This is a genomic window from Pseudorhodoplanes sinuspersici, assembly GCF_002119765.1.
GTDB lineage: Bacteria > Pseudomonadota > Alphaproteobacteria > Rhizobiales > Xanthobacteraceae > Pseudorhodoplanes > Pseudorhodoplanes sinuspersici.
Genome location: NZ_CP021112.1, coordinates 4,434,810 through 4,450,625, shown reverse-complemented (window position 1 = coordinate 4,450,625; position 15,816 = coordinate 4,434,810). Strand labels below are relative to the sequence as shown.

22 protein-coding genes are annotated in these 15,816 nt (G+C 60.1%); 11 read left to right on the top strand and 11 right to left on the bottom strand.

The window, feature by feature from the left end:
* The first annotated feature begins 98 nt into the window (after positions 1-98).
* The gene (locus CAK95_RS21655) at positions 99-542 is read left to right on the top strand and encodes a hypothetical protein (protein ID WP_086089807.1); all 444 of its coding nucleotides are present in this window, start codon (positions 99-101) and stop codon (positions 540-542) included.
* 136 nt (positions 543-678) lie between these two features.
* On the opposite strand, the gene CAK95_RS21650 is transcribed toward CAK95_RS21655, so the two are convergent.
* Complete coding sequence (locus tag CAK95_RS21650; RefSeq protein WP_086089806.1) at positions 679-1,071, bottom strand: carboxymuconolactone decarboxylase family protein; 393 nt, start codon at positions 1,069-1,071, stop codon at positions 679-681.
* Positions 1,072-1,218: 147 nt separating this feature from the next.
* Between CAK95_RS21650 and CAK95_RS21645 the strand changes: the two genes are divergently transcribed.
* Entirely contained in the window at positions 1,219-1,935 is a 717-nt protein-coding gene (locus tag CAK95_RS21645; RefSeq protein ID WP_157699697.1) for a cell wall hydrolase, read from the top strand.
* A 9-nt stretch (positions 1,936-1,944) separates the two neighbouring features.
* On the opposite strand, the gene CAK95_RS21640 is transcribed toward CAK95_RS21645, so the two are convergent.
* Together CAK95_RS21640 and CAK95_RS21635 are read right to left on the bottom strand one after the other, a co-directional pair.
* Entirely contained in the window at positions 1,945-2,994 is a 1,050-nt protein-coding gene (locus CAK95_RS21640) for a cyclase family protein (protein WP_198343750.1), read from the bottom strand.
* 19 nt (positions 2,995-3,013) lie between these two features.
* On the bottom strand, positions 3,014-4,030 hold the full coding sequence (locus tag CAK95_RS21635; protein ID WP_086089804.1) for a TRAP transporter substrate-binding protein: 1,017 nt from the start codon (positions 4,028-4,030) through the stop codon (positions 3,014-3,016).
* Positions 4,031-4,188: 158 nt separating this feature from the next.
* On the opposite strand from CAK95_RS21635, the gene CAK95_RS21630 reads away from it, so the two are divergent.
* Positions 4,189-4,539 (top strand): hypothetical protein, encoded by a 351-nt coding sequence (locus CAK95_RS21630; protein ID WP_120265353.1) that lies wholly within the window; start codon positions 4,189-4,191, stop codon positions 4,537-4,539.
* Between the two features lie 20 nt (positions 4,540-4,559).
* Here CAK95_RS21630 and CAK95_RS21625 read toward each other — a convergent pair whose 3' ends face one another.
* Positions 4,560-4,961 carry a cupin domain-containing protein gene (locus CAK95_RS21625; protein WP_086089802.1) on the bottom strand — a complete coding sequence of 134 codons (402 nt, stop codon included), beginning with the start codon at positions 4,959-4,961 and terminating at the stop codon, positions 4,560-4,562.
* Between the two features lie 181 nt (positions 4,962-5,142).
* Here CAK95_RS21625 and CAK95_RS21620 point away from each other — a divergent pair, with 181 nt between their 5' ends.
* Together CAK95_RS21620 and CAK95_RS21615 are read left to right on the top strand one after the other, a co-directional pair.
* Positions 5,143-5,574 (top strand): DoxX family protein, encoded by a 432-nt coding sequence (locus CAK95_RS21620; protein WP_157699696.1) that lies wholly within the window; start codon positions 5,143-5,145, stop codon positions 5,572-5,574.
* Between the two features lie 263 nt (positions 5,575-5,837).
* Positions 5,838-6,173, top strand: coding sequence for a PRC-barrel domain-containing protein (locus CAK95_RS21615; protein ID WP_086091565.1), 336 nt, complete (start codon positions 5,838-5,840; stop codon positions 6,171-6,173).
* A gap of 558 nt (positions 6,174-6,731) precedes the next feature.
* Here CAK95_RS21615 and CAK95_RS21610 read toward each other — a convergent pair.
* On the bottom strand, positions 6,732-7,010 hold the full coding sequence (locus CAK95_RS21610; RefSeq protein ID WP_245303486.1) for a winged helix-turn-helix transcriptional regulator: 279 nt from the start codon (positions 7,008-7,010) through the stop codon (positions 6,732-6,734).
* Between CAK95_RS21610 and CAK95_RS30055 the strand changes: the two genes are divergently transcribed.
* Positions 6,946-7,605 (top strand): GFA family protein, encoded by a 660-nt coding sequence (locus tag CAK95_RS30055; protein ID WP_245303485.1) that lies wholly within the window; start codon positions 6,946-6,948, stop codon positions 7,603-7,605. The two genes, CAK95_RS21610 and CAK95_RS30055, sit on opposite strands and share 65 nt — an antisense overlap.
* 69 nt (positions 7,606-7,674) lie before the next feature.
* On the opposite strand, the gene CAK95_RS21600 is transcribed toward CAK95_RS30055, so the two are convergent.
* A complete protein-coding gene (locus CAK95_RS21600) occupies positions 7,675-8,061 on the bottom strand; it encodes an MAPEG family protein (RefSeq protein ID WP_086089799.1) in 387 nt (128 codons plus the stop codon).
* A 207-nt stretch (positions 8,062-8,268) separates the two neighbouring features.
* On the opposite strand from CAK95_RS21600, the gene CAK95_RS21595 reads away from it, so the two are divergent.
* Positions 8,269-8,655, top strand: coding sequence for a hypothetical protein (locus CAK95_RS21595; protein WP_086089798.1), 387 nt, complete (start codon positions 8,269-8,271; stop codon positions 8,653-8,655).
* A 48-nt stretch (positions 8,656-8,703) separates the two neighbouring features.
* On the opposite strand, the gene CAK95_RS21590 is transcribed toward CAK95_RS21595, so the two are convergent.
* Positions 8,704-9,171 (bottom strand): FKBP-type peptidyl-prolyl cis-trans isomerase, encoded by a 468-nt coding sequence (locus CAK95_RS21590; RefSeq protein WP_086089797.1) that lies wholly within the window; start codon positions 9,169-9,171, stop codon positions 8,704-8,706.
* A gap of 242 nt (positions 9,172-9,413) precedes the next feature.
* Here CAK95_RS21590 and CAK95_RS21585 point away from each other — a divergent pair, with 242 nt between their 5' ends.
* The 3 genes from CAK95_RS21585 (at position 9,414) to CAK95_RS21575 (ending at position 11,523) form a co-directional block, all read left to right on the top strand.
* Positions 9,414-10,307, top strand: coding sequence for a hypothetical protein (locus CAK95_RS21585; protein ID WP_120265352.1), 894 nt, complete (start codon positions 9,414-9,416; stop codon positions 10,305-10,307).
* Positions 10,308-10,882: 575 nt separating this feature from the next.
* Positions 10,883-11,125 carry a FitA-like ribbon-helix-helix domain-containing protein gene (locus CAK95_RS21580; protein ID WP_086089796.1) on the top strand — a complete coding sequence of 81 codons (243 nt, stop codon included), beginning with the start codon at positions 10,883-10,885 and terminating at the stop codon, positions 11,123-11,125.
* Complete coding sequence (locus CAK95_RS21575) at positions 11,122-11,523, top strand: type II toxin-antitoxin system VapC family toxin (protein ID WP_086089795.1); 402 nt, start codon at positions 11,122-11,124, stop codon at positions 11,521-11,523. Before CAK95_RS21580 ends, CAK95_RS21575 begins: the two co-directional genes overlap by 4 nt.
* A gap of 95 nt (positions 11,524-11,618) precedes the next feature.
* Here CAK95_RS21575 and CAK95_RS21570 read toward each other — a convergent pair whose 3' ends face one another.
* The 4 genes from CAK95_RS21570 to CAK95_RS21555 all read right to left on the bottom strand — a co-directional run bounded on the left by CAK95_RS21570 (position 11,619) and on the right by CAK95_RS21555 (position 15,217).
* On the bottom strand, positions 11,619-12,485 hold the full coding sequence (locus CAK95_RS21570; protein ID WP_086089794.1) for a hypothetical protein: 867 nt from the start codon (positions 12,483-12,485) through the stop codon (positions 11,619-11,621).
* Between the two features lie 167 nt (positions 12,486-12,652).
* Positions 12,653-12,943: a hypothetical protein gene (locus tag CAK95_RS21565; protein ID WP_086089793.1), complete on the bottom strand. Its 291-nt coding sequence runs from the start codon at positions 12,941-12,943 to the stop codon at positions 12,653-12,655.
* 32 nt (positions 12,944-12,975) lie between these two features.
* On the bottom strand, positions 12,976-14,502 hold the full coding sequence (locus tag CAK95_RS21560) for an acyl-CoA carboxylase subunit beta (RefSeq protein ID WP_086089792.1): 1,527 nt from the start codon (positions 14,500-14,502) through the stop codon (positions 12,976-12,978).
* A gap of 226 nt (positions 14,503-14,728) precedes the next feature.
* Positions 14,729-15,217: a TetR/AcrR family transcriptional regulator gene (locus CAK95_RS21555; protein WP_210190725.1), complete on the bottom strand. Its 489-nt coding sequence runs from the start codon at positions 15,215-15,217 to the stop codon at positions 14,729-14,731.
* A gap of 140 nt (positions 15,218-15,357) precedes the next feature.
* Here CAK95_RS21555 and CAK95_RS21550 point away from each other — a divergent pair, with 140 nt between their 5' ends.
* Positions 15,358-15,795 carry an SDR family NAD(P)-dependent oxidoreductase gene (locus CAK95_RS21550; protein ID WP_086089790.1) on the top strand — a complete coding sequence of 146 codons (438 nt, stop codon included), beginning with the start codon at positions 15,358-15,360 and terminating at the stop codon, positions 15,793-15,795.
* The last annotated feature ends 21 nt before the right edge of the window (positions 15,796-15,816 follow it).

Here is a 15,816-nt window from a genome sequence, read left to right as displayed (position 1 = left end):
GTTAACCATTTGAAAACGCGATTTCGCCAATTTGTTGCCCAGCTGCGGCCTTTTGGGATGCGCAGTGAGTGTGCGTCAGAAATCAGTTCGGGGCGGGGATGCGGTTTGTGGGGGTTGTCGTCGGCTTGCTCTGCCTGACGTCCGTGCCGGCCTTTGCCGACCTGCGCATTACGCGCGATCACGGCGGCGAAGTCGAAAAATACAAGGTCAAGTACAAGCGCGTTCGCGATAGCGGCGAGCGCGTTATCATCGATGGCATCTGCAATTCAGCCTGCACCCTGGTATTGGGCATCGTGCCCCACAACAAAATTTGTGTGACACCGCGTGCAAGCCTTGGCTTTCATGAAGCCTATACGGTGCAAAACTGGCCATTCAAGGGAAAGCTTGCCAGCGCATCCGGCACGCGGGATCTGATGTCTTATTATCCCGAACCCGTGCTGGATTGGATCGAGCGCAAGGGCGGACTCACGCCGAAAATGAAGATCGTGAAAAACGGCCCCGATCTGTGGGCGATGCTACTGCCCTGCCCAGAAGAGTGGTAGCAGCCCTCACCCATACGAGCCTGTGTTAATAGAGCCCTGGCTTTGATGGAATCAAAGCCAGGGCTCTCGCTTTTTGTTTTGACGCGTTTTCTTTACGCGAACAGGTACCCACTTCACTCGAAAACGCTCTAAGGCTTCAATCAAACATCGGATCGATCGGCACGCGATAGCCATTCGCCAACCGATTGGTTTCGTTGGCCATGCCGGTCACGGCCATCACCTCGCCGAACATCTCTTCGGTCATGCCGGCCTTGCGTGCGGCTGCGGTGTGACTGGCGATGCAATAGGCGCAGCCGTTGGTGACGCTGACCGCGAGATAGATCATTTCCTTGGTCAAGGGATCGAGCGCACCGGGCGCCATCACCTGTTTTACGCTCTCCCAGGTGCGCTGCAGCAGCGCCGGATCGCGCGCGAGATACTTCCAGAAATTGTTGACGTCCAGCACGTTGCGAGACGCCTTGATGTCGTCGAACACCGCACGAACCGCCGGTGATGCCTCATCATATTCGATCATAGTCGCGGCGGCCATGACGTTAACCCTTTCTTAAGAACTCGATTGCCCTGCCCGGTTCCCTCGCCACAATTGAGCTGGGACTTTCCCTTTCAGGGGTCTGGCCAAATGGCGTGCCCTGTTTATAGGATCGCGAAGGGACAGGACGGAAGTGGGAGGGAGGCAATGCAGCCGAAGACTGCATTATTTCATCTTGCGTTCGCAACAACCATTGCATGTCTGAATATCGGTCACGCACAAGCGCGGGCCGTTTTATTTGAAGAGCCGCGCGTCATCCGCGACGATAATATCGATATCAGCCGCAACATCGTTGCCGAAACACAGCTCTATTGTCTCGCCCTCGCGGTCTATTTCGAGGGCGGCTCCACGGACGAGCCGGAGATTGGACAGCGTCATGTCGCGCGTGTCGTCGTTGCACGGGCCAATGCCAACAGGGCGATCTGGGGCGGCTCGAACATTTGCGACGTCGTCTTCTATCAACGCAGCAAGACCTGCCAGTTTTCCTTTGCCTGTCTGCCCAGCGCACGACGAACGCCCCGCGGCGGAGCGGCCTGGACCTATTCGATGGCCATTGCCAAGGACGAACTGGAAGGCCGCAGCAATGTCGAAGAGCAATCCATCCGCTATTACATGAACGCCGCGCTGACGTCGCCACGCAATGCCTGCCGCTTCAGGAAGGAGTTCGTCCCTGTCGTGCAGGCCGGTCGCCACGAATTCTTCCGCGAAGCCAGCACTGCCGAGCGCATCGAGCTTGCGAAAGCCGAGCATGCCGAATGCAAACGGCAGGAAGCGCTCAAGAAGAAAAAGGTCGCGAAGGCGAAACGCGCGCTCGCCGCGGCCAAGAAGCAGCCGCCAAAGAAGGTCACGGTCGCGCGGCGGTAGCAAGGCAAGCTACTGCGCTGGCACCCCGATCGAAACCGGCCGCACGGGCGATCCTGATCCGCCTTTGGATCGCAGCGGCAGGATGATCGTGCAGGACAGCCACACCTTGTCCTTTGCTAGTTCGCCGAGATTGGCGTTCTGGATTTGGTGAATGCCGGCCTGAACCAGATTGTGATGATGGATCGCGAATGGCAGCGCGGGCGGCGTCCCCGGCGCCGGCCCAGCTTTTCCCATCAGCAGTCCGTCGGGTACCGGATCGGTGAACGGATTGTCGAGCGCAACCAGCACGACCTGCCTATCTTCTATATATTTCGCCGCGTCATAGGCCAGCCCCGGACCTTTGGTGTAATAATCTTTTGCGGTGTCGGGATCGATCCAGCCGTCGCCCCATCCCGTGTAGATGTAGAGCACGTCCCCTGGCATCAGTCCCCGCTCCCCAAGCCCTTGCGCCTTCAGCATCGCTTCGATGTCGGCGGCGGTCACCACAGCGCCCGGCTGCATCGCCTGCCCCTTGCCGAGATGCGTCTTGGCATCAAGCAGCACGGCGGTCGTGACAATGGGCGGCACGTTCTCAATGCCGAGTTTTTGCAGCGGCACGTCAGGCGCGGGTTTCACCTGCTGTTGCGTATACCCGCCATAGTACGTTGCGCGGCTAGACGGAAATTCGCTCTTGCCGTCCCAGGGCTCCGGCAACACGGCGAAATGCCCCAGCGCATCCATCTGCGTGCCCTGCGCGCCCGGCTCGCCGCTTATCGTGTCCTCGCCGTTGAAGGCATGGCGCGTACCGGGAATGCCGACCGTCGGACGATATTTCTCGACCAATGGTGTGCCGAACGGCGATTGCGGCATGGTGTTCGAGCGGACATGCGAGATCTCGTAGGATTTCGCTTTCGGATTGGCCAGCAGCGGCGCACAGCGCTGCCATGTCGCGGTGCCGAGATTGTTGGCCATGCCGATCTGGTCGCCGGCCGGCCAGCGGCTTTGCGCCGACACGTCGGTCGATGCTGAAAAAGCGGTCGTGCTCACAACGAGCGTGATGACGATTGCGGTTCTGAACACCTTGCTTCCCCCTGCCTGATCAATTGCGACGCAACTGCGCGCTCAGCTTTTCGTAAGCCTGGCGCGCTCCCGGAAAACTTTTGCTCAAGGTCTCGAGATAACTCTCCGTGACGGGACGCAAGCCCTCACGCCATTGCGCCATGACTGCCTCGTCCGGAACGATCACCTCATGCCCCGGACCTGCCGCGCCGTCGCGCACCGGCTTGTCCCATTTATCCCAGAGCGGGCCGAATTTCGCAGACCAGACCTCGCCCGACATGGAATCGATTACCGCTTGTACGTCCTTTGGCAGCGAGTCGAATTTGGCGCGGTTCATCACGATGAAGAAGGCCGACGTGTAGAACTGCGTGTCGGTATGATGCTTCATGTAATCGTTGAAGCCCTGCAGCGGGTTGCCCCAGTTGGTGACGATGCCGTCGATCTTTCCCTCCTTCACCGCGGGCATCACGTCGTTGACCTGCAAAAGCACAGGCACGGCGCCGACATATTCCAGCGCCGTTGACACCGTCTTGTTCGGCGAGCGCAGACGCAAGCCCTTCAGATCCGACAGCTCCAGAACTTTCTTGTTGCTGGTGTGGATGAGCCCTGGGTTGTGCACGAACAGCGCAAGGACTTTGAAATCCTTGTATTCGTCGGCCAGCGTTCCGTCCTGATAGAGTGACCACAGCGCCTTCGATCCGCGCAAAGCATCCGGTACGAGGAAAGGCAGTTCGATCACCGAAGAGCCAGGAAACCGGTCCCCCTCGGCGCCGCGCAAGCCGAGCGCGATGTCGACCGTGCCGTTCTTCACCTGTGTCGCCTGTTCGGTGACCTTGCCTTGCGGATCTGTACCGTTGAAGATTTTCACCTTCACCCGTCCGCCCGTCTTGGCTTCGAGCTCCTTGGCGAATGGCTCGGCCACGTCGAGCTGAAAGAAGCTCGACGGCCCGAGGAAATGACTGAAGGTGAGCGTTGTTTCCTGCGCCTGACTGCGCGGCAGATCGAGCGCGATGGCAAGACACGATGCAAGTAAGATCAGAGCGAAACGAACCATCATGATCTCTCCCGCTCAGCACGCGGCTGCATTGATTTGCGAAGCTAATCATTCGTCGTAGCACTAAGCAATCGATGTCACGCAAGCCCTGCCCGCTGCCGGGACCGAGGAACCAGATGCCTCCCGGGCGGTTGCATATGCGAGATGCACGGAGCTTCGTCATGACCGACAAGGACAAGAGACCGACCCGCGAAGAGCTGCAGCCCGACCCGCAACTGAAACTGTCGAGCGGGCGCGCCAATTGGGTGCAGATGACGCTGGTCGCTGCAGCCTGCGCACTCATTCTGGGCCTGACGATCTATGGTCTGAACCAGCCGGAACGCGACGTCGCCTCCACCCCAGGCACGGAAACGACGGGCGCCGCGCCACAGCAGGAACAGACCGGCGGCAATACCGCCGGGGGCAAGAATGTCGACCAGACGCCACCGGCAGCGCAACAGCCGAACCAGCCCGCACAGCAGCCAGCACCGGAGCAGACAAAGCCGGCGACTCCGGACGATTCAAAACGCTAAGCGGATGTGGCGTGCTGGGGCTATTGCGCCGGTACGACCAACGGCTTGCCCTTCTCCACGACATAGACCGCGATCAGCTTCGCCGGCTTGTCGCCGACCGCGCCTTCGTTGTGGACCGCGCCATGCGGCACCTCCAGAGCTTCGCCAGCCCTGAAAGTCTTTTCCGGCTGCCCGTCGAGCGCCAATAAAAACTCGCCATCCACCACCTGCGCCTGCACGATGCCGGGACGCGAATGACGCCCCGCCTTGAAGCCAGGCGCAAGCTCGACCATCGCGGTGATGACTTCGTAATTCGAATTGGGCACATCGCTCTTGCCGATCGGCGTACGTTTGATTGGCGACGGCTGCACCGGCGGCTGTTGCGCATACGCACTGAAGGAAAGCGATCCGGCCAGCAAAGCGGCCCAAAGCATTTTCAACATCAAGCCCTCCCCAACATGTTTTCATATTTCAGTGTCGACAAACCACGCAGCATTTTGATGCATTTCTAGGCACTATCGCAAGCCACTCAAATGCCGGAACGTTGAGGCAGATCAAAACACAACGCAAGCAGCTCGCGCCAGAATGCCAGCGATCCAATTCGATCAATTGAAAGGTGCGACCATGACGCTGTCCAAAGACTTTGACCTCACCAATCCCACCGTTGTCGTCCGATTGATGTGCGGGCTGTTCTATCTTCCACATGCATTTTTCAAGATTAACGGCTTCGAGGGATCGGTCGCGGCTTTCGCCAAGATGGGATTTGAGCCGGCCGCCTTCTGGGTGCTGCTGGCGATCGCCACCGAACTTGTCTGCGCCGTCGGACTGACACTCAATCTCTACACCCGCTATGTCGGCCTTGCCTCTGCCGGCACGATGGCGCTCGCGGCTTATGGTACTTTCGCCACCAAAGGTGTGCACTGGATGTGGAATTTCGGCGGCGTCGAATACATCGTGTTCTGGGGCGTTGCGTCGCTGGCGCTCGCGGTGCACGCGTGGAAGGACATTCTCGCCAGGCGCATCCGCGTTTCCACGGCCCTGTTCGCGCCGGCCTGAAAAACAGCATCGTTCTCGGTCTTACGAAAACCTCCGGTGAAAAGCCGGAGGTTTTTTGTCTGCACACGCATCCGACCCGGCCCTGCGGATCGCGCGATCGTGATGTTTGGCCGCAGGTAGGGAACCCTCCACCGGCCTGCGCCTTTGATACGCTGACAAAAACATGGCCCGCGATGGTTGCGGACCAGAGCCGGGCGCAACTGGCGCCATCGGCGCGCGAGTGGCTCTGCTGCCGAACGCGCCCGCCCGGCAAGGAGGACGTCATGACTCACACTCTCGTTCCCAGCGATCTCGTGGAGGGCACCGCCGTCTATGGGCGCGACGGCGAGAAGCTCGGCACCATCGAGCGGCTGATGTTGGAAAAGACCACCGGCGCCGTTGCCTATGCTGTGGTGCGGCATAGCGGCTTTATGTTCAGCAATACGCATCACTATCCGGTGCTGTGGAACTCGCTGAAATACAACTCGCAACGCCGCGTCTATGAAGCCGACCTGACGCTGGCCGAAATGCAGGCCGGCGCGTCTGAACTCGATGGCGATGCGTTCGACTGGGGCAACCGCGCCCCGCCCTACGCGCCGCCGCTGTACTGGGGCACGTAAACGATACGGAAGGCGGCTCCGCGCCGCTTGATGTCGTAAAAAAACAACGCGCATGCGCGATCTCCCGCTCGCCCGACCACCGGCGGCGTTGTTAAACGTGCGAGGGCATGGAGCGCCGGAAGGCACCGTTCTCACAGACGCTTTCACAGACAGTCGACGAAAGCTAACGCCGCCCGCATGCTTCAGCATCGACGCCCATTGCGATCGGGCGTCCCGCCTTTCCAGCGTTCCACAGCGCCGATTTATCAGGTGCCGGGCCGCGCTTTACCCCGCACCTCGGCTTTGGGTCGAAGCACGTGTCAGCCAGCTCCTGGCAGGGGTCCCTAGTAACTCCGGCATAGCAGTTGCGCTTGCGCAAACTGCGTAAACTTGTTTGCGCGTACCCCGGCACCGTCCGAGTGCCCGGCTGACGAAGCCAGGCCCGCGGGCGCGGCACTCCCCCGTCCGGTTCCGTCGTGCAGAACGGCCCTCGCTTGGGGCGAGCGGCGTTAGGACTATATCCTTATAGGAATATTGTCAAAAGACAGTTCAGTTCAATGATGTCGAACCTGTAGGCCTTTATCGGGTGTCCGTTTTTCGGGACATAAAGCTCTTCGGCGGCGTCCACGTTCCGGGAATGAATGTATTGGCCCACCGGCACATCTCCTGAAGGATCGGCAGCAGCGCCATGCCTTTCTTCGACAGGAGATATTCAAATCGCGGCGGGTTCAATTGATAGGCGCGCTTCAGCAACAAGCCCGCTTTCTCCATGCGCTTGAGGCGCTCGGTCAGGATGTTCGTCGGGATTGTCTCGGGCGAAGCCAAGAACTCTCCAAAACGCGACTTCCCGGTCAGCATGTCCCGAACGATGACGAACGTCCATTTGTCGCCGGCCAAATCGAGTGTCGTGGCGATCGGGCACCCGGATCTTTGCGAATCGATTGTGTTCATCTGCGTAGCCTATCACTTGCAATTTGCAACTCACTATGAAAGCATGTCACTTGTCTTTTACAAGTTAGAGGGGGGATTGATGTCGGCGACATTTTCCGGCGGGTGCCTGTGCGGGCGCGTCCGCTACGAGGGCGATAGCGAGCCGGTCGCAAGCGGTCATTGCCATTGTCTGGATTGCCGGAAATCGAGCGGCACCGGACACTGCTCGCATATGGGGGTGCCGCAGGCAGGCTTTCGTGTTATCGGCGATCTGACTTTCTACGATGCTCCGGCGGACAGCGGGAATGTGGTCAGCCGTGGGTTCTGCCCGACATGTGGGACGCCGATCTATTCCACCAATTCCGGGATGCCCGGCCTCGCCTTCATCCGCGCATCGAGTCTCGACGATCCGGAAATTTTCCAGCCGCAACTGGTCGTCTATACCGACCGGGCCCCGTCCTGGGACCGACCGGACGCCAGTCTGCCGTCATTTCCCGAGATGCCTCCCCGCCCGCCGATATAGTCAGAAGGGCGCTTCGCTGATGGGTTTTGCTGACGCTCAACCCATCCTGCGCATTGCTGGCACGCCTCCCTACAGCAACTCCATCACCAACCCGGTCACAGCGCCGATGAACAGCAAAATGCACGCCGTTGCCTGGATCAGAAAGCCGGGCACCCGCTTGTCCACCGCCTGGCGATAGCCGCGAAAATACAGGATGCGGCCGAAGATCCACAAAAGACCGACGGCGGCCGAGGCGGCATCGCTGAAATAGATCGCGGACAGCCAGAGCAGCGGCAAAAAGATCGGCATCCATTCCAGCATGTTCATCTGCACACGATAGATGCGCTCGAAATCGGGATGGCCGGACATCGCCGGCAGCTTGACGCCAAACTTGATATGAGCCGCAGCGACGCGCGTCGCGATAAAGAAGTAGAACAGCACGGCGAGGATGGTGACGATCGCGGTGTAATGCGGCATGGTTGATCCCTATGCACGTTGGGTCGATTGAGCCAACGGCTCTACGCGAAGCGCGGCCCGATGATAAACGTTGCGAAGCCGCCGATCCGCATGCGCCTTCGTCAATCCTACACTTTTTTGCCGTCGCGCTTGCGCGGTTGATCCGGATCAACGCCGTTCCCGAAGATCGTGTCAGGCTGTCTGCCGATGTAATCGGGAGGATGATCCATGTCCGTTCGCGCACAATGGCCCATGATCGGCAAGCTCATCGACTGGCTGAAGCCCAATGATTATGAGCGCGACCTCGCCTTCCTCGAAAAGGCCCGCGGCGAGGAGATGGAGCGGTTGCGCGCGCATGTGCGCGGCCGGCCCGAGGATCTGCGCTGGCTGGTCGGCCGCGAACCCGGCTCGACCGAACTTCTTTGCCATATGCTGGACGTGACCGGCATCGACGAAGATAAAGTGCCGCCGAAGACCATGCGCGAACTTGAGCGCACCTGCGCCGGCTGCACTGCAAAACTTCATTGCGCCGACGAGATCGGTCACGGCCGTGCGGTGCAGAGCTTCAAGGATTACTGCCCGAATGCGACGACGCTGCAGAATTTGCAGCGGTGAAGCGTGCAGGGTGGGTTGGCGCCGAAGGCGCGTAACCCACCCTACAACTCATTTCACCCCGAGCAATTCGACATCGAAGATCAGCGTCGCATTTGGCGGGATGACGCCGCCGGCGCCCGACGCGCCATAGCCGAGCTGCGGCGGGATCACCAAGGTGCGCTTGCCGCCGACCTTCATCGTCGCAACGCCCTCGTCCCAGCCCTTGATCACACGGCCGGCGCCGACCGGAAACTCGAACGGCTGGCCGCGATCAACCGATGAATCGAATTTCTTGCCCTTGGCGCCGTTGTCATTGAGATAGCCGGTGTAATGCACGACCGCGGTCTGGCCCTGCTTCGGCGAAGCGCCAGTGCCGACCTTGGTGTCGGTCATCTGCAGGCCCGAGGATGTGGTGACGGGTTTCGATTGGGCGTTGGCGTCGTCGGAGGTCATAATTGCGATGCTCATCATTGCGAAGGCGGCGACCACAGCCTTCAGGTTCTGGCCTGGGAAAGTCAGGCCTGGGAAGGTTCGCATTGGTCGTTTTCTCCCTGAATGCTTCCGGCCCCTTGTAGCCCGCAGGAAAGGGAGCGCAAGGGCCGGACTTAGCATACGCCCCGGTGGATGACGACGCTGCCGTAACATCACTGTCATACGATCGCGCCAGATTGCCGGCGTATCCGAGAACCATCGTGGCGGCGGGTCGATGCGTCGCCGCTCTGCGTCCTTCACCGGAATCCGGCATTTTATTGCACGTTGCTCACGAAAGGGGCCACCGTATGTTCAAGACCACCGACACATTGACAAGCAGCATGGCCGCGCTCGTCATGGTCAGCGCCTTTGCCCTGACCACTCCGATCGCGCAGGCCCAGACGGAGACCCCGGTCGACAACAGCGCCCTCGCCTCGCCGGCCTTCCGTGAGCACAAGCGTACGTTCGGTCTCGTCTATACGCTGCCCAAGGACGTCAACGATCGGCTGGCGGTCGCCACCGGCGGCCTGCTGCGCGAGAAACTGCTGAATGCCAAGCTCGAAGACGAGGCGCAGCGTTTCAACATTCCGCATGTCACCGTGCTGCACATCCACAATGCCGATCCCGAAACGCCGCAAAAGATGCTGAAGGCGCTGCCGAAGCTGCCGGGTGTGCTGAATGTCACGTTGAAGAACTTCTATACCACCGAAGCCGCCAAAGGCGCCGGCCATCCGTGGTGGCTCGATCTTGGCATCGTCAAATCCGGCGAGGGCTTTGACGCGATGATGGCCTTCAACACCGCCGCCACCGTGGCGCTGACGCCGTTGCGCGACGGCCCGCTGCCGCGGGTGACCGGCCCGGTTTATGCCGTGATGAGCGAGGCCGGAAAGGAGCTGGTGCGGACGGTCGGCGTCAGCGGCCTGAATGTCGTCAAGGACGGCAAGACCCTGGCCGCGCATAATCCGCACAACACGCTGGTCTATTCGATGGCGAAATTCACACCCGAGATCAAGGCCACCTTCGATCAGACCGCGAAGGAATTCAACCAGATCCTGCCGGACGGCATTCCCGCCACGTTCAAGACCGTCTCCATCGTCGAGCTCGGATTTGCCGGCAATGTGCTGCGCGAGATCTATCGCATCAGCCTCGAGGATGGATCGGTGACGGACATCGCCACCGGCAAGATGGCGGCGATTAACTGACCCATCAGGGCTCACGTCGCTCAACATCCTGCGCTTGCCTCTTTTGCGCGTGCTTGTGCGTCGCATGCCGGGAACACCCGGCATGCGTCTTGGCACGCACCGGAAACACCCGGTGCGTGTGATGTGCGAGGGAGTGGAGCGCCGGAAGGCGCTGTTCCTTTTCACTACGCCGCGACGCATCCTCCACCGCTTGCGCGGCGTCCAATGCGCCTTGGCGTCGGCGTCCCTTGCGATCGGGACACCCCGCCTTCCAGCGCTCCACCGCGACGTTTAACCAGTGCCGGGCCGCGCTTCGCGCGGACCTCGTATCGAAACGAGGCCCGTGTCAGCCAGCTCCTGGCAGGGACTCTTAGTGGTCCCGGGCGGAGCCCCGGCACCGCCCGAGTGTGAGGTGACGAGCCTCACCCGCGGGCGCCGCACTCACCCCCATCCAGCAACGTCCTGCAGAACGTCCCTCGCTTGGGGCGAGCGGATATAGGATTATTTGCTTATAGGAATATTGTCAAGAGCGTTTGACAAAAAGATCGCGCCGCCCCATCTTGATATCAGACTGATATCATCCGCAGGAGGCGGAGATGGTGGACATTCTGGTCCGCAACGTCGATCAGGCGACCGCCGACCGCCTGAAGCAAAAGGCGAAGGCCGAGGGCAAGTCGGTGAGCGAGATTGCCCGCGAGGCGCTGACTGCAGCCGCGAAGCCCAGCAAGGAAGAAGCCTGGGCTGAGGCCGATCGCTTGCGTCAAAAGATCGGGAAGGTCACAGGCGACTCCACGGCCGATATCAGGGAGTGGCGCGACAATGACGAACGGTATCGATGACGCTGATTGTCGATGCCAGCGTGGCAGTAAAATGGGTTTTGCCTGAAGCCGATTCAAACAAGGCCGCACTGCTTCGCACCAGCGACACCGACATCATCGCGCCTTCGCTTGTGATCGCCGAGATTGGCAATGCCATCTGGAAAAGCGCGATGCGGGGCGACATGAACGCGGCCGACGCACAGCACGCGCTCAAAATCGTCGTTGCGCACTATCATCGGCTTTTACCCGTCGAGGATTTGATGACGCCCGCGCTGGCCTTTGCGACGGACCTGCGGCATCCGATCTACGATTGCTTCTATCTGGCGCTGGCCGAGCGCGAAGCCGCAACGCTCATTACCGCTGACGAGCGACTGCTCGCAGCGACGAAGAAAACGAAGATCAAGGCTAAGGGGCTGTAGCGGCTTTGACGGAAACGTACCCTGCATGGGAGCGCAACGGAAATGCGGGATTGTTATGCCCCGGATTTCGCTTCGCTGCATCCGGGCTACACTGGTCACGTTTTCAACGCTGCAAAAATCAGCTGCGTGCCCATAGACCAAGTTTCCGCACCCAGAGCCGCGAAAATCGCATCTCCTTCTCGATCGGCGCGCCCTTTAAACGACTCAAGGCGACGTTCACGCTCCTGCGCGCGCCGCTTCGGTGAGCGAGCCAAATCGGGCGAAGTTTGTGCGGCCTGTTCGATATGTCCGTCCACAAGCCTAACCCTTCTAAATTCCCCTAAACCCAAGTATACTCGCTGAAGTAGCAAGTCCGCCCTCTCCCTTTGCTGAAGCAGATCGGCTCGTATCTTCTCTGCCAATTCCTCTGGATCGACTTCCTCAACCTCATCGCCGTCCGAATATACGTGGACTGAGGAACGATCGTAGACCACAAGATGTGATCCATCGGGCTCGCCCTGCCTAATTAGCTTTTGTTCAATTTCTGAAGGCCTCATCAGCAAAGATCGATCAAGAACCTTCCCCTTTTGGAAATGGCTGGCATATGCGTCCCAATCTGTGAAACGCGGTGCGGCGTAATATACCTCCGCACCGGCCTTTTCAGCCTTCAACAATACGTCGTACTGTCCGTCCGGCTCAGCGGTATCTACCCGAAAGCGCCAAAATGGTCTTTGAAGAGTTGGTGCCGCTTTGCCGCTTTTGCTCTTGAAGCGCTTCACCACCTCTCCAAGCTTAAATTGCAACAGCAGCGGTTTGCCAGGCCTATCGAATGCCACGTCAAATCCAAGTTTTGCCTCGTGCAACAGGCTGGGTAGAAACGGTGTCGCCTCAATCCCGACTGCGGCCAAATAACGCTCAATCTCACGCGTTACTCCGTATCCGTAAGAAAACTCCGACAATCGATGATGCAAATCGATGGGCACAAGAGCACCTTCCCCTCACAACGGCAAAATTCACGCGCTTCTTCGGCGGCATCTCGACCTGCTTGGTCCGCTGCATGGCCAGAGCACGGACGATGCGCTTCCTCGTCGAGTGCAGACAAAATCAGGCTCGTTGAGCAGGCCGTATCGGCGACGAAGGTGAAAATCTCTTATCGCTTGATCTTGCTGTCTTCGACATACAATCGATCGTAAAGCTTACTCAATGGAGGCGCGATCAGAACCCCCAACAATACCGCAATGGGATAAAGCCAAAACTCTCGCGTTGGCCCGGTCGGAGCAATCATATGAAATACCCCCAATACCCCTGCTCCGGATAAGATCGTTATCGACGCAACAAGCCCTGTTGCCGTAAATGGCTGATCCTCGTTCACGTACCAGCCGACAAGAAGTCCAACTAAAAATCCAAGACTAACTACGCCTGCTACGACAAGCCAATCCATGTCTCCCCCCGCGGATCACATCCGCAATCTTGCTACAACGGCAAGTTATCGTGCTTCTTCGGCGGCATCTCGACCTTCTTCGTCCGCAACATCGCCAGCGCTCTCGCGATGCGCTTGCGTGTCGAGTGGGGCATGATCACGTCGTCGATATAGCCGCGCTCGGCGGCGACGAAGGGTGACAGGAAACGCTCTTCATATTCCTTGGTGCGCGCGGCGATGGTGTCGGCATCGCCGCCGCGGAAGATGATCTCCACCGCGCCCTTTGCGCCCATCACCGCGATCTGCGCGGTCGGCCAGGCATAGTTGAGATCGCCGCCGACATGCTTAGACGCCATCACGTCATAGGCGCCGCCGAAGGCTTTTCGCGTGATGACGGTGACCAGCGGCACCGTCGCCTGCGAATAGGCGAAGAGCAGCTTGGCGCCATGCTTGATCAGCCCGCCATATTCCTGCGCCGTGCCCGGCAGGAAACCCGGCACATCGACGAAGGTGACGATCGGGATGTTGAAGGCATCGCAGAAGCGCACGAAGCGCGCGGCCTTGCGCGAGGCATCTGAGTCGAGCACGCCGGCCAGCACCATCGGCTGGTTGGCGACAAAGCCGACGCTGCGGCCGGCCACGCGGCCGAAGCCGGTGACGATGTTCTTGGCGAAGCTCGGCGAGATTTCGAAAAAGTCGCCCTCGTCCACGACCTTCAGGATCAGCTCCTTCATGTCGTAGGGCTTGTTCGGATTGTCGGGGATCAGCGTATCGAGTGAATTGTCAATGCGGTCGGGATCGTCGAGCGTCGGCCATTGCGGCACGCCGGCATCGAAACTCGCGGGGAGAAAGTCGATCAGCCGGCGCATCTGAAGAAGGCACTCGACATCGTTCTCGAACGCACCGTCGGCCACCGAACTTTTGGTCGTATGCACCGAGGCGCCGCCGAGTTCTTCCGCTGTCACCACTTCATTGGTGACGGTCTTCACCACGTCGGGGCCGGTGACGAACATGTAGCTCGTGTCGCGCACCATGAAGATGAAATCGGTCATCGCCGGCGAATAGACATCGCCGCCCGCGCACGGTCCCATGATGACGCTGATCTGCGGGATGACGCCGGACGAGATCACGTTGCGCTTGAACACTTCGCCATAGCCGCCGAGAGCTGCGACGCCTTCCTGGATGCGCGCGCCGCCGGCATCGAACAGGCCGATGATCGGCGCCCGCGCCTTCAGCGCCATATCCTGCACCTTGATGATTTTCTGGGCGTGCGCTTCGGAGAGCGAACCGCCGAACACGGTGAAGTCCTTGGAGAACAGGAAGACGGTGCGGCCATTGACCGTGCCCCAGCCGGTAACGACGCCGTCGCCGGGGATCTTCTGCTTCTCCATGCCGAATTCGTTCGAGCGGTGTTCGACGAACATGTCGAATTCCTCGAACGAGCCCTTGTCGAGGAGGAGTTCGATGCGCTCTCTGGCCGTGAGTTTGCCGCGCTTGTGCTGCGCTTCGATGCGGGCCTTGCCGCCGCCGAGCTTGGCGTTGTCCCGGCGGAGATCGAGTTTTTCGATGATGTCTTTCATGCCCTTGCCGCCCTTTGCCCTGCGCGCTCGAATTCGGCTTCCTTTGGCCATAGCACGAGGCAGGATTCGGCGTCACGAGCGGCGCTCTTGTTCACCTCTCCCATTGGGTGTCATTCCGGGGCGCTTGCGCGGCAAGCGAGCCCGGAATCCAGGAGTGTCTGACTGGATTCCGGGTTCGCGGGCTGAAGGCCCGCGCCCCGGAATGACGGCAAAGAGTGTTTGCAGATCAGACGAACCGGTCGATCAGGATCATCAGCCGGCGGCGCAGCACCGCTTCGCTCGGCAGATCCTTGGTCAGCCCTTTGGTGGCCAGCACGAACACCTCGGCGAGGTCATGCGAGCCGAGCACGGCCTGCGCATATTCGATCCGCCGCAACTCATGCTTCTTTTCAAGTTCAGGCACGTGGCGCGAACAGGCATCGAACAGCTCCGACACCATCGGGATCTGGATCAGCTCCGCCCAGGCATCGAGCAGCAGCACCTCCCACATCCGCAGCAGCGTCTCGCGCTTGTCACTGCCCCGCTTTGCCAGCACCGCCTCCACCTGCGGGTAAAGAGCGTTGAGCTTGAAGTCGTAGAGGGCGGCGAGGATGGCCTCCTTGTTCTTGAACTTCCGGTAGATCAGCGGCCGCGAGATACCAGCGCGCTGGGCGATGTCATCCAGCGAGGTCTTGGCAAAGCCGTATTGCAGAAAACAGGCGTGGGCGCCGGCCATGATGGCGTCGCGGCGCTCGTCTTCACGATCCCGTGATGTAGCGACAGTTATGTCTGACATGGTTGACAATGTAACATTTTTCGCTATTCTGTCAATCTGTAACGCGATCCGATGGGCCGGGGGGCCGATCAGGAGCCACCATGAATACCAAGTCTTCCACGATTCCCTCCAAGGTGGCAGTCGTTACCGGTGCGGCTTCCAGCACCGGCAAAGAGACTGTGCGTCGCTTCCTGGCTGACGGCTATGTCGTGCATGCCGCCGCGCGGCGGCTGGACGAGATGGCCGATCTCGAGCGTGACGGCGCGATTTTGCATTACCTGGATACAACAGACTGCGCGAGCATCCGTGCCTGCGCGGCCGCGGTCTTTGCCTATGGCGAACTGACCGGTGGCGCGCGCGTCGATGTGGTGACGAACGAGGCCGGCCAGGTGCTCTACCGGGCCGGCGATGCCACGCGCCAAAACCCTGAAAATTCACTCTTTGGCCTCACCGGGATGAAGGACCGGCTGAAGAGCCTGCTCGTACGGCTGCCGTCACCAGAGCCCACGCCGGCAGTTGTCAAGGCGGCCTGTCTGTAGCCCAGGCCGTTGTCGCCGGGG

What these genes read in the sequence shown, in the direction of transcription:
- CAK95_RS21655 (WP_086089807.1), top strand. Translation starts at nt 99, where the DNA reads ATGCGGTTTGTGGGGGTTGTCGTCGGCTTGCTCTGCCTGACGTCCGTG.
- CAK95_RS21650 (WP_086089806.1), bottom strand. Translation starts at nt 1,071, where the DNA reads ATGGCCGCCGCGACTATGATCGAATATGATGAGGCATCACCGGCGGTT.
- CAK95_RS21645 (WP_157699697.1), top strand. Translation starts at nt 1,219, where the DNA reads ATGCAGCCGAAGACTGCATTATTTCATCTTGCGTTCGCAACAACCATT.
- CAK95_RS21635 (WP_086089804.1), bottom strand. Translation starts at nt 4,030, where the DNA reads ATGATGGTTCGTTTCGCTCTGATCTTACTTGCATCGTGTCTTGCCATC.
- CAK95_RS21630 (WP_120265353.1), top strand. Translation starts at nt 4,189, where the DNA reads ATGACCGACAAGGACAAGAGACCGACCCGCGAAGAGCTGCAGCCCGAC.
- CAK95_RS21625 (WP_086089802.1), bottom strand. Translation starts at nt 4,961, where the DNA reads ATGTTGAAAATGCTTTGGGCCGCTTTGCTGGCCGGATCGCTTTCCTTC.
- CAK95_RS21620 (WP_157699696.1), top strand. Translation starts at nt 5,143, where the DNA reads ATGACGCTGTCCAAAGACTTTGACCTCACCAATCCCACCGTTGTCGTC.
- CAK95_RS21615 (WP_086091565.1), top strand. Translation starts at nt 5,838, where the DNA reads ATGACTCACACTCTCGTTCCCAGCGATCTCGTGGAGGGCACCGCCGTC.
- CAK95_RS30055 (WP_245303485.1), top strand. Translation starts at nt 6,946, where the DNA reads ATGTTCGTCGGGATTGTCTCGGGCGAAGCCAAGAACTCTCCAAAACGC.
- CAK95_RS21610 (WP_245303486.1), bottom strand. Translation starts at nt 7,010, where the DNA reads ATGCTGACCGGGAAGTCGCGTTTTGGAGAGTTCTTGGCTTCGCCCGAG.
- CAK95_RS21600 (WP_086089799.1), bottom strand. Translation starts at nt 8,061, where the DNA reads ATGCCGCATTACACCGCGATCGTCACCATCCTCGCCGTGCTGTTCTAC.
- CAK95_RS21595 (WP_086089798.1), top strand. Translation starts at nt 8,269, where the DNA reads ATGTCCGTTCGCGCACAATGGCCCATGATCGGCAAGCTCATCGACTGG.
- CAK95_RS21590 (WP_086089797.1), bottom strand. Translation starts at nt 9,171, where the DNA reads ATGCGAACCTTCCCAGGCCTGACTTTCCCAGGCCAGAACCTGAAGGCT.
- CAK95_RS21585 (WP_120265352.1), top strand. Translation starts at nt 9,414, where the DNA reads ATGTTCAAGACCACCGACACATTGACAAGCAGCATGGCCGCGCTCGTC.
- CAK95_RS21580 (WP_086089796.1), top strand. Translation starts at nt 10,883, where the DNA reads ATGGTGGACATTCTGGTCCGCAACGTCGATCAGGCGACCGCCGACCGC.
- CAK95_RS21575 (WP_086089795.1), top strand. Translation starts at nt 11,122, where the DNA reads ATGACGCTGATTGTCGATGCCAGCGTGGCAGTAAAATGGGTTTTGCCT.
- CAK95_RS21565 (WP_086089793.1), bottom strand. Translation starts at nt 12,943, where the DNA reads ATGGATTGGCTTGTCGTAGCAGGCGTAGTTAGTCTTGGATTTTTAGTT.
- CAK95_RS21560 (WP_086089792.1), bottom strand. Translation starts at nt 14,502, where the DNA reads ATGAAAGACATCATCGAAAAACTCGATCTCCGCCGGGACAACGCCAAG.
- CAK95_RS21555 (WP_210190725.1), bottom strand. Translation starts at nt 15,217, where the DNA reads ATGGCCGGCGCCCACGCCTGTTTTCTGCAATACGGCTTTGCCAAGACC.
- CAK95_RS21550 (WP_086089790.1), top strand. Translation starts at nt 15,358, where the DNA reads ATGAATACCAAGTCTTCCACGATTCCCTCCAAGGTGGCAGTCGTTACC.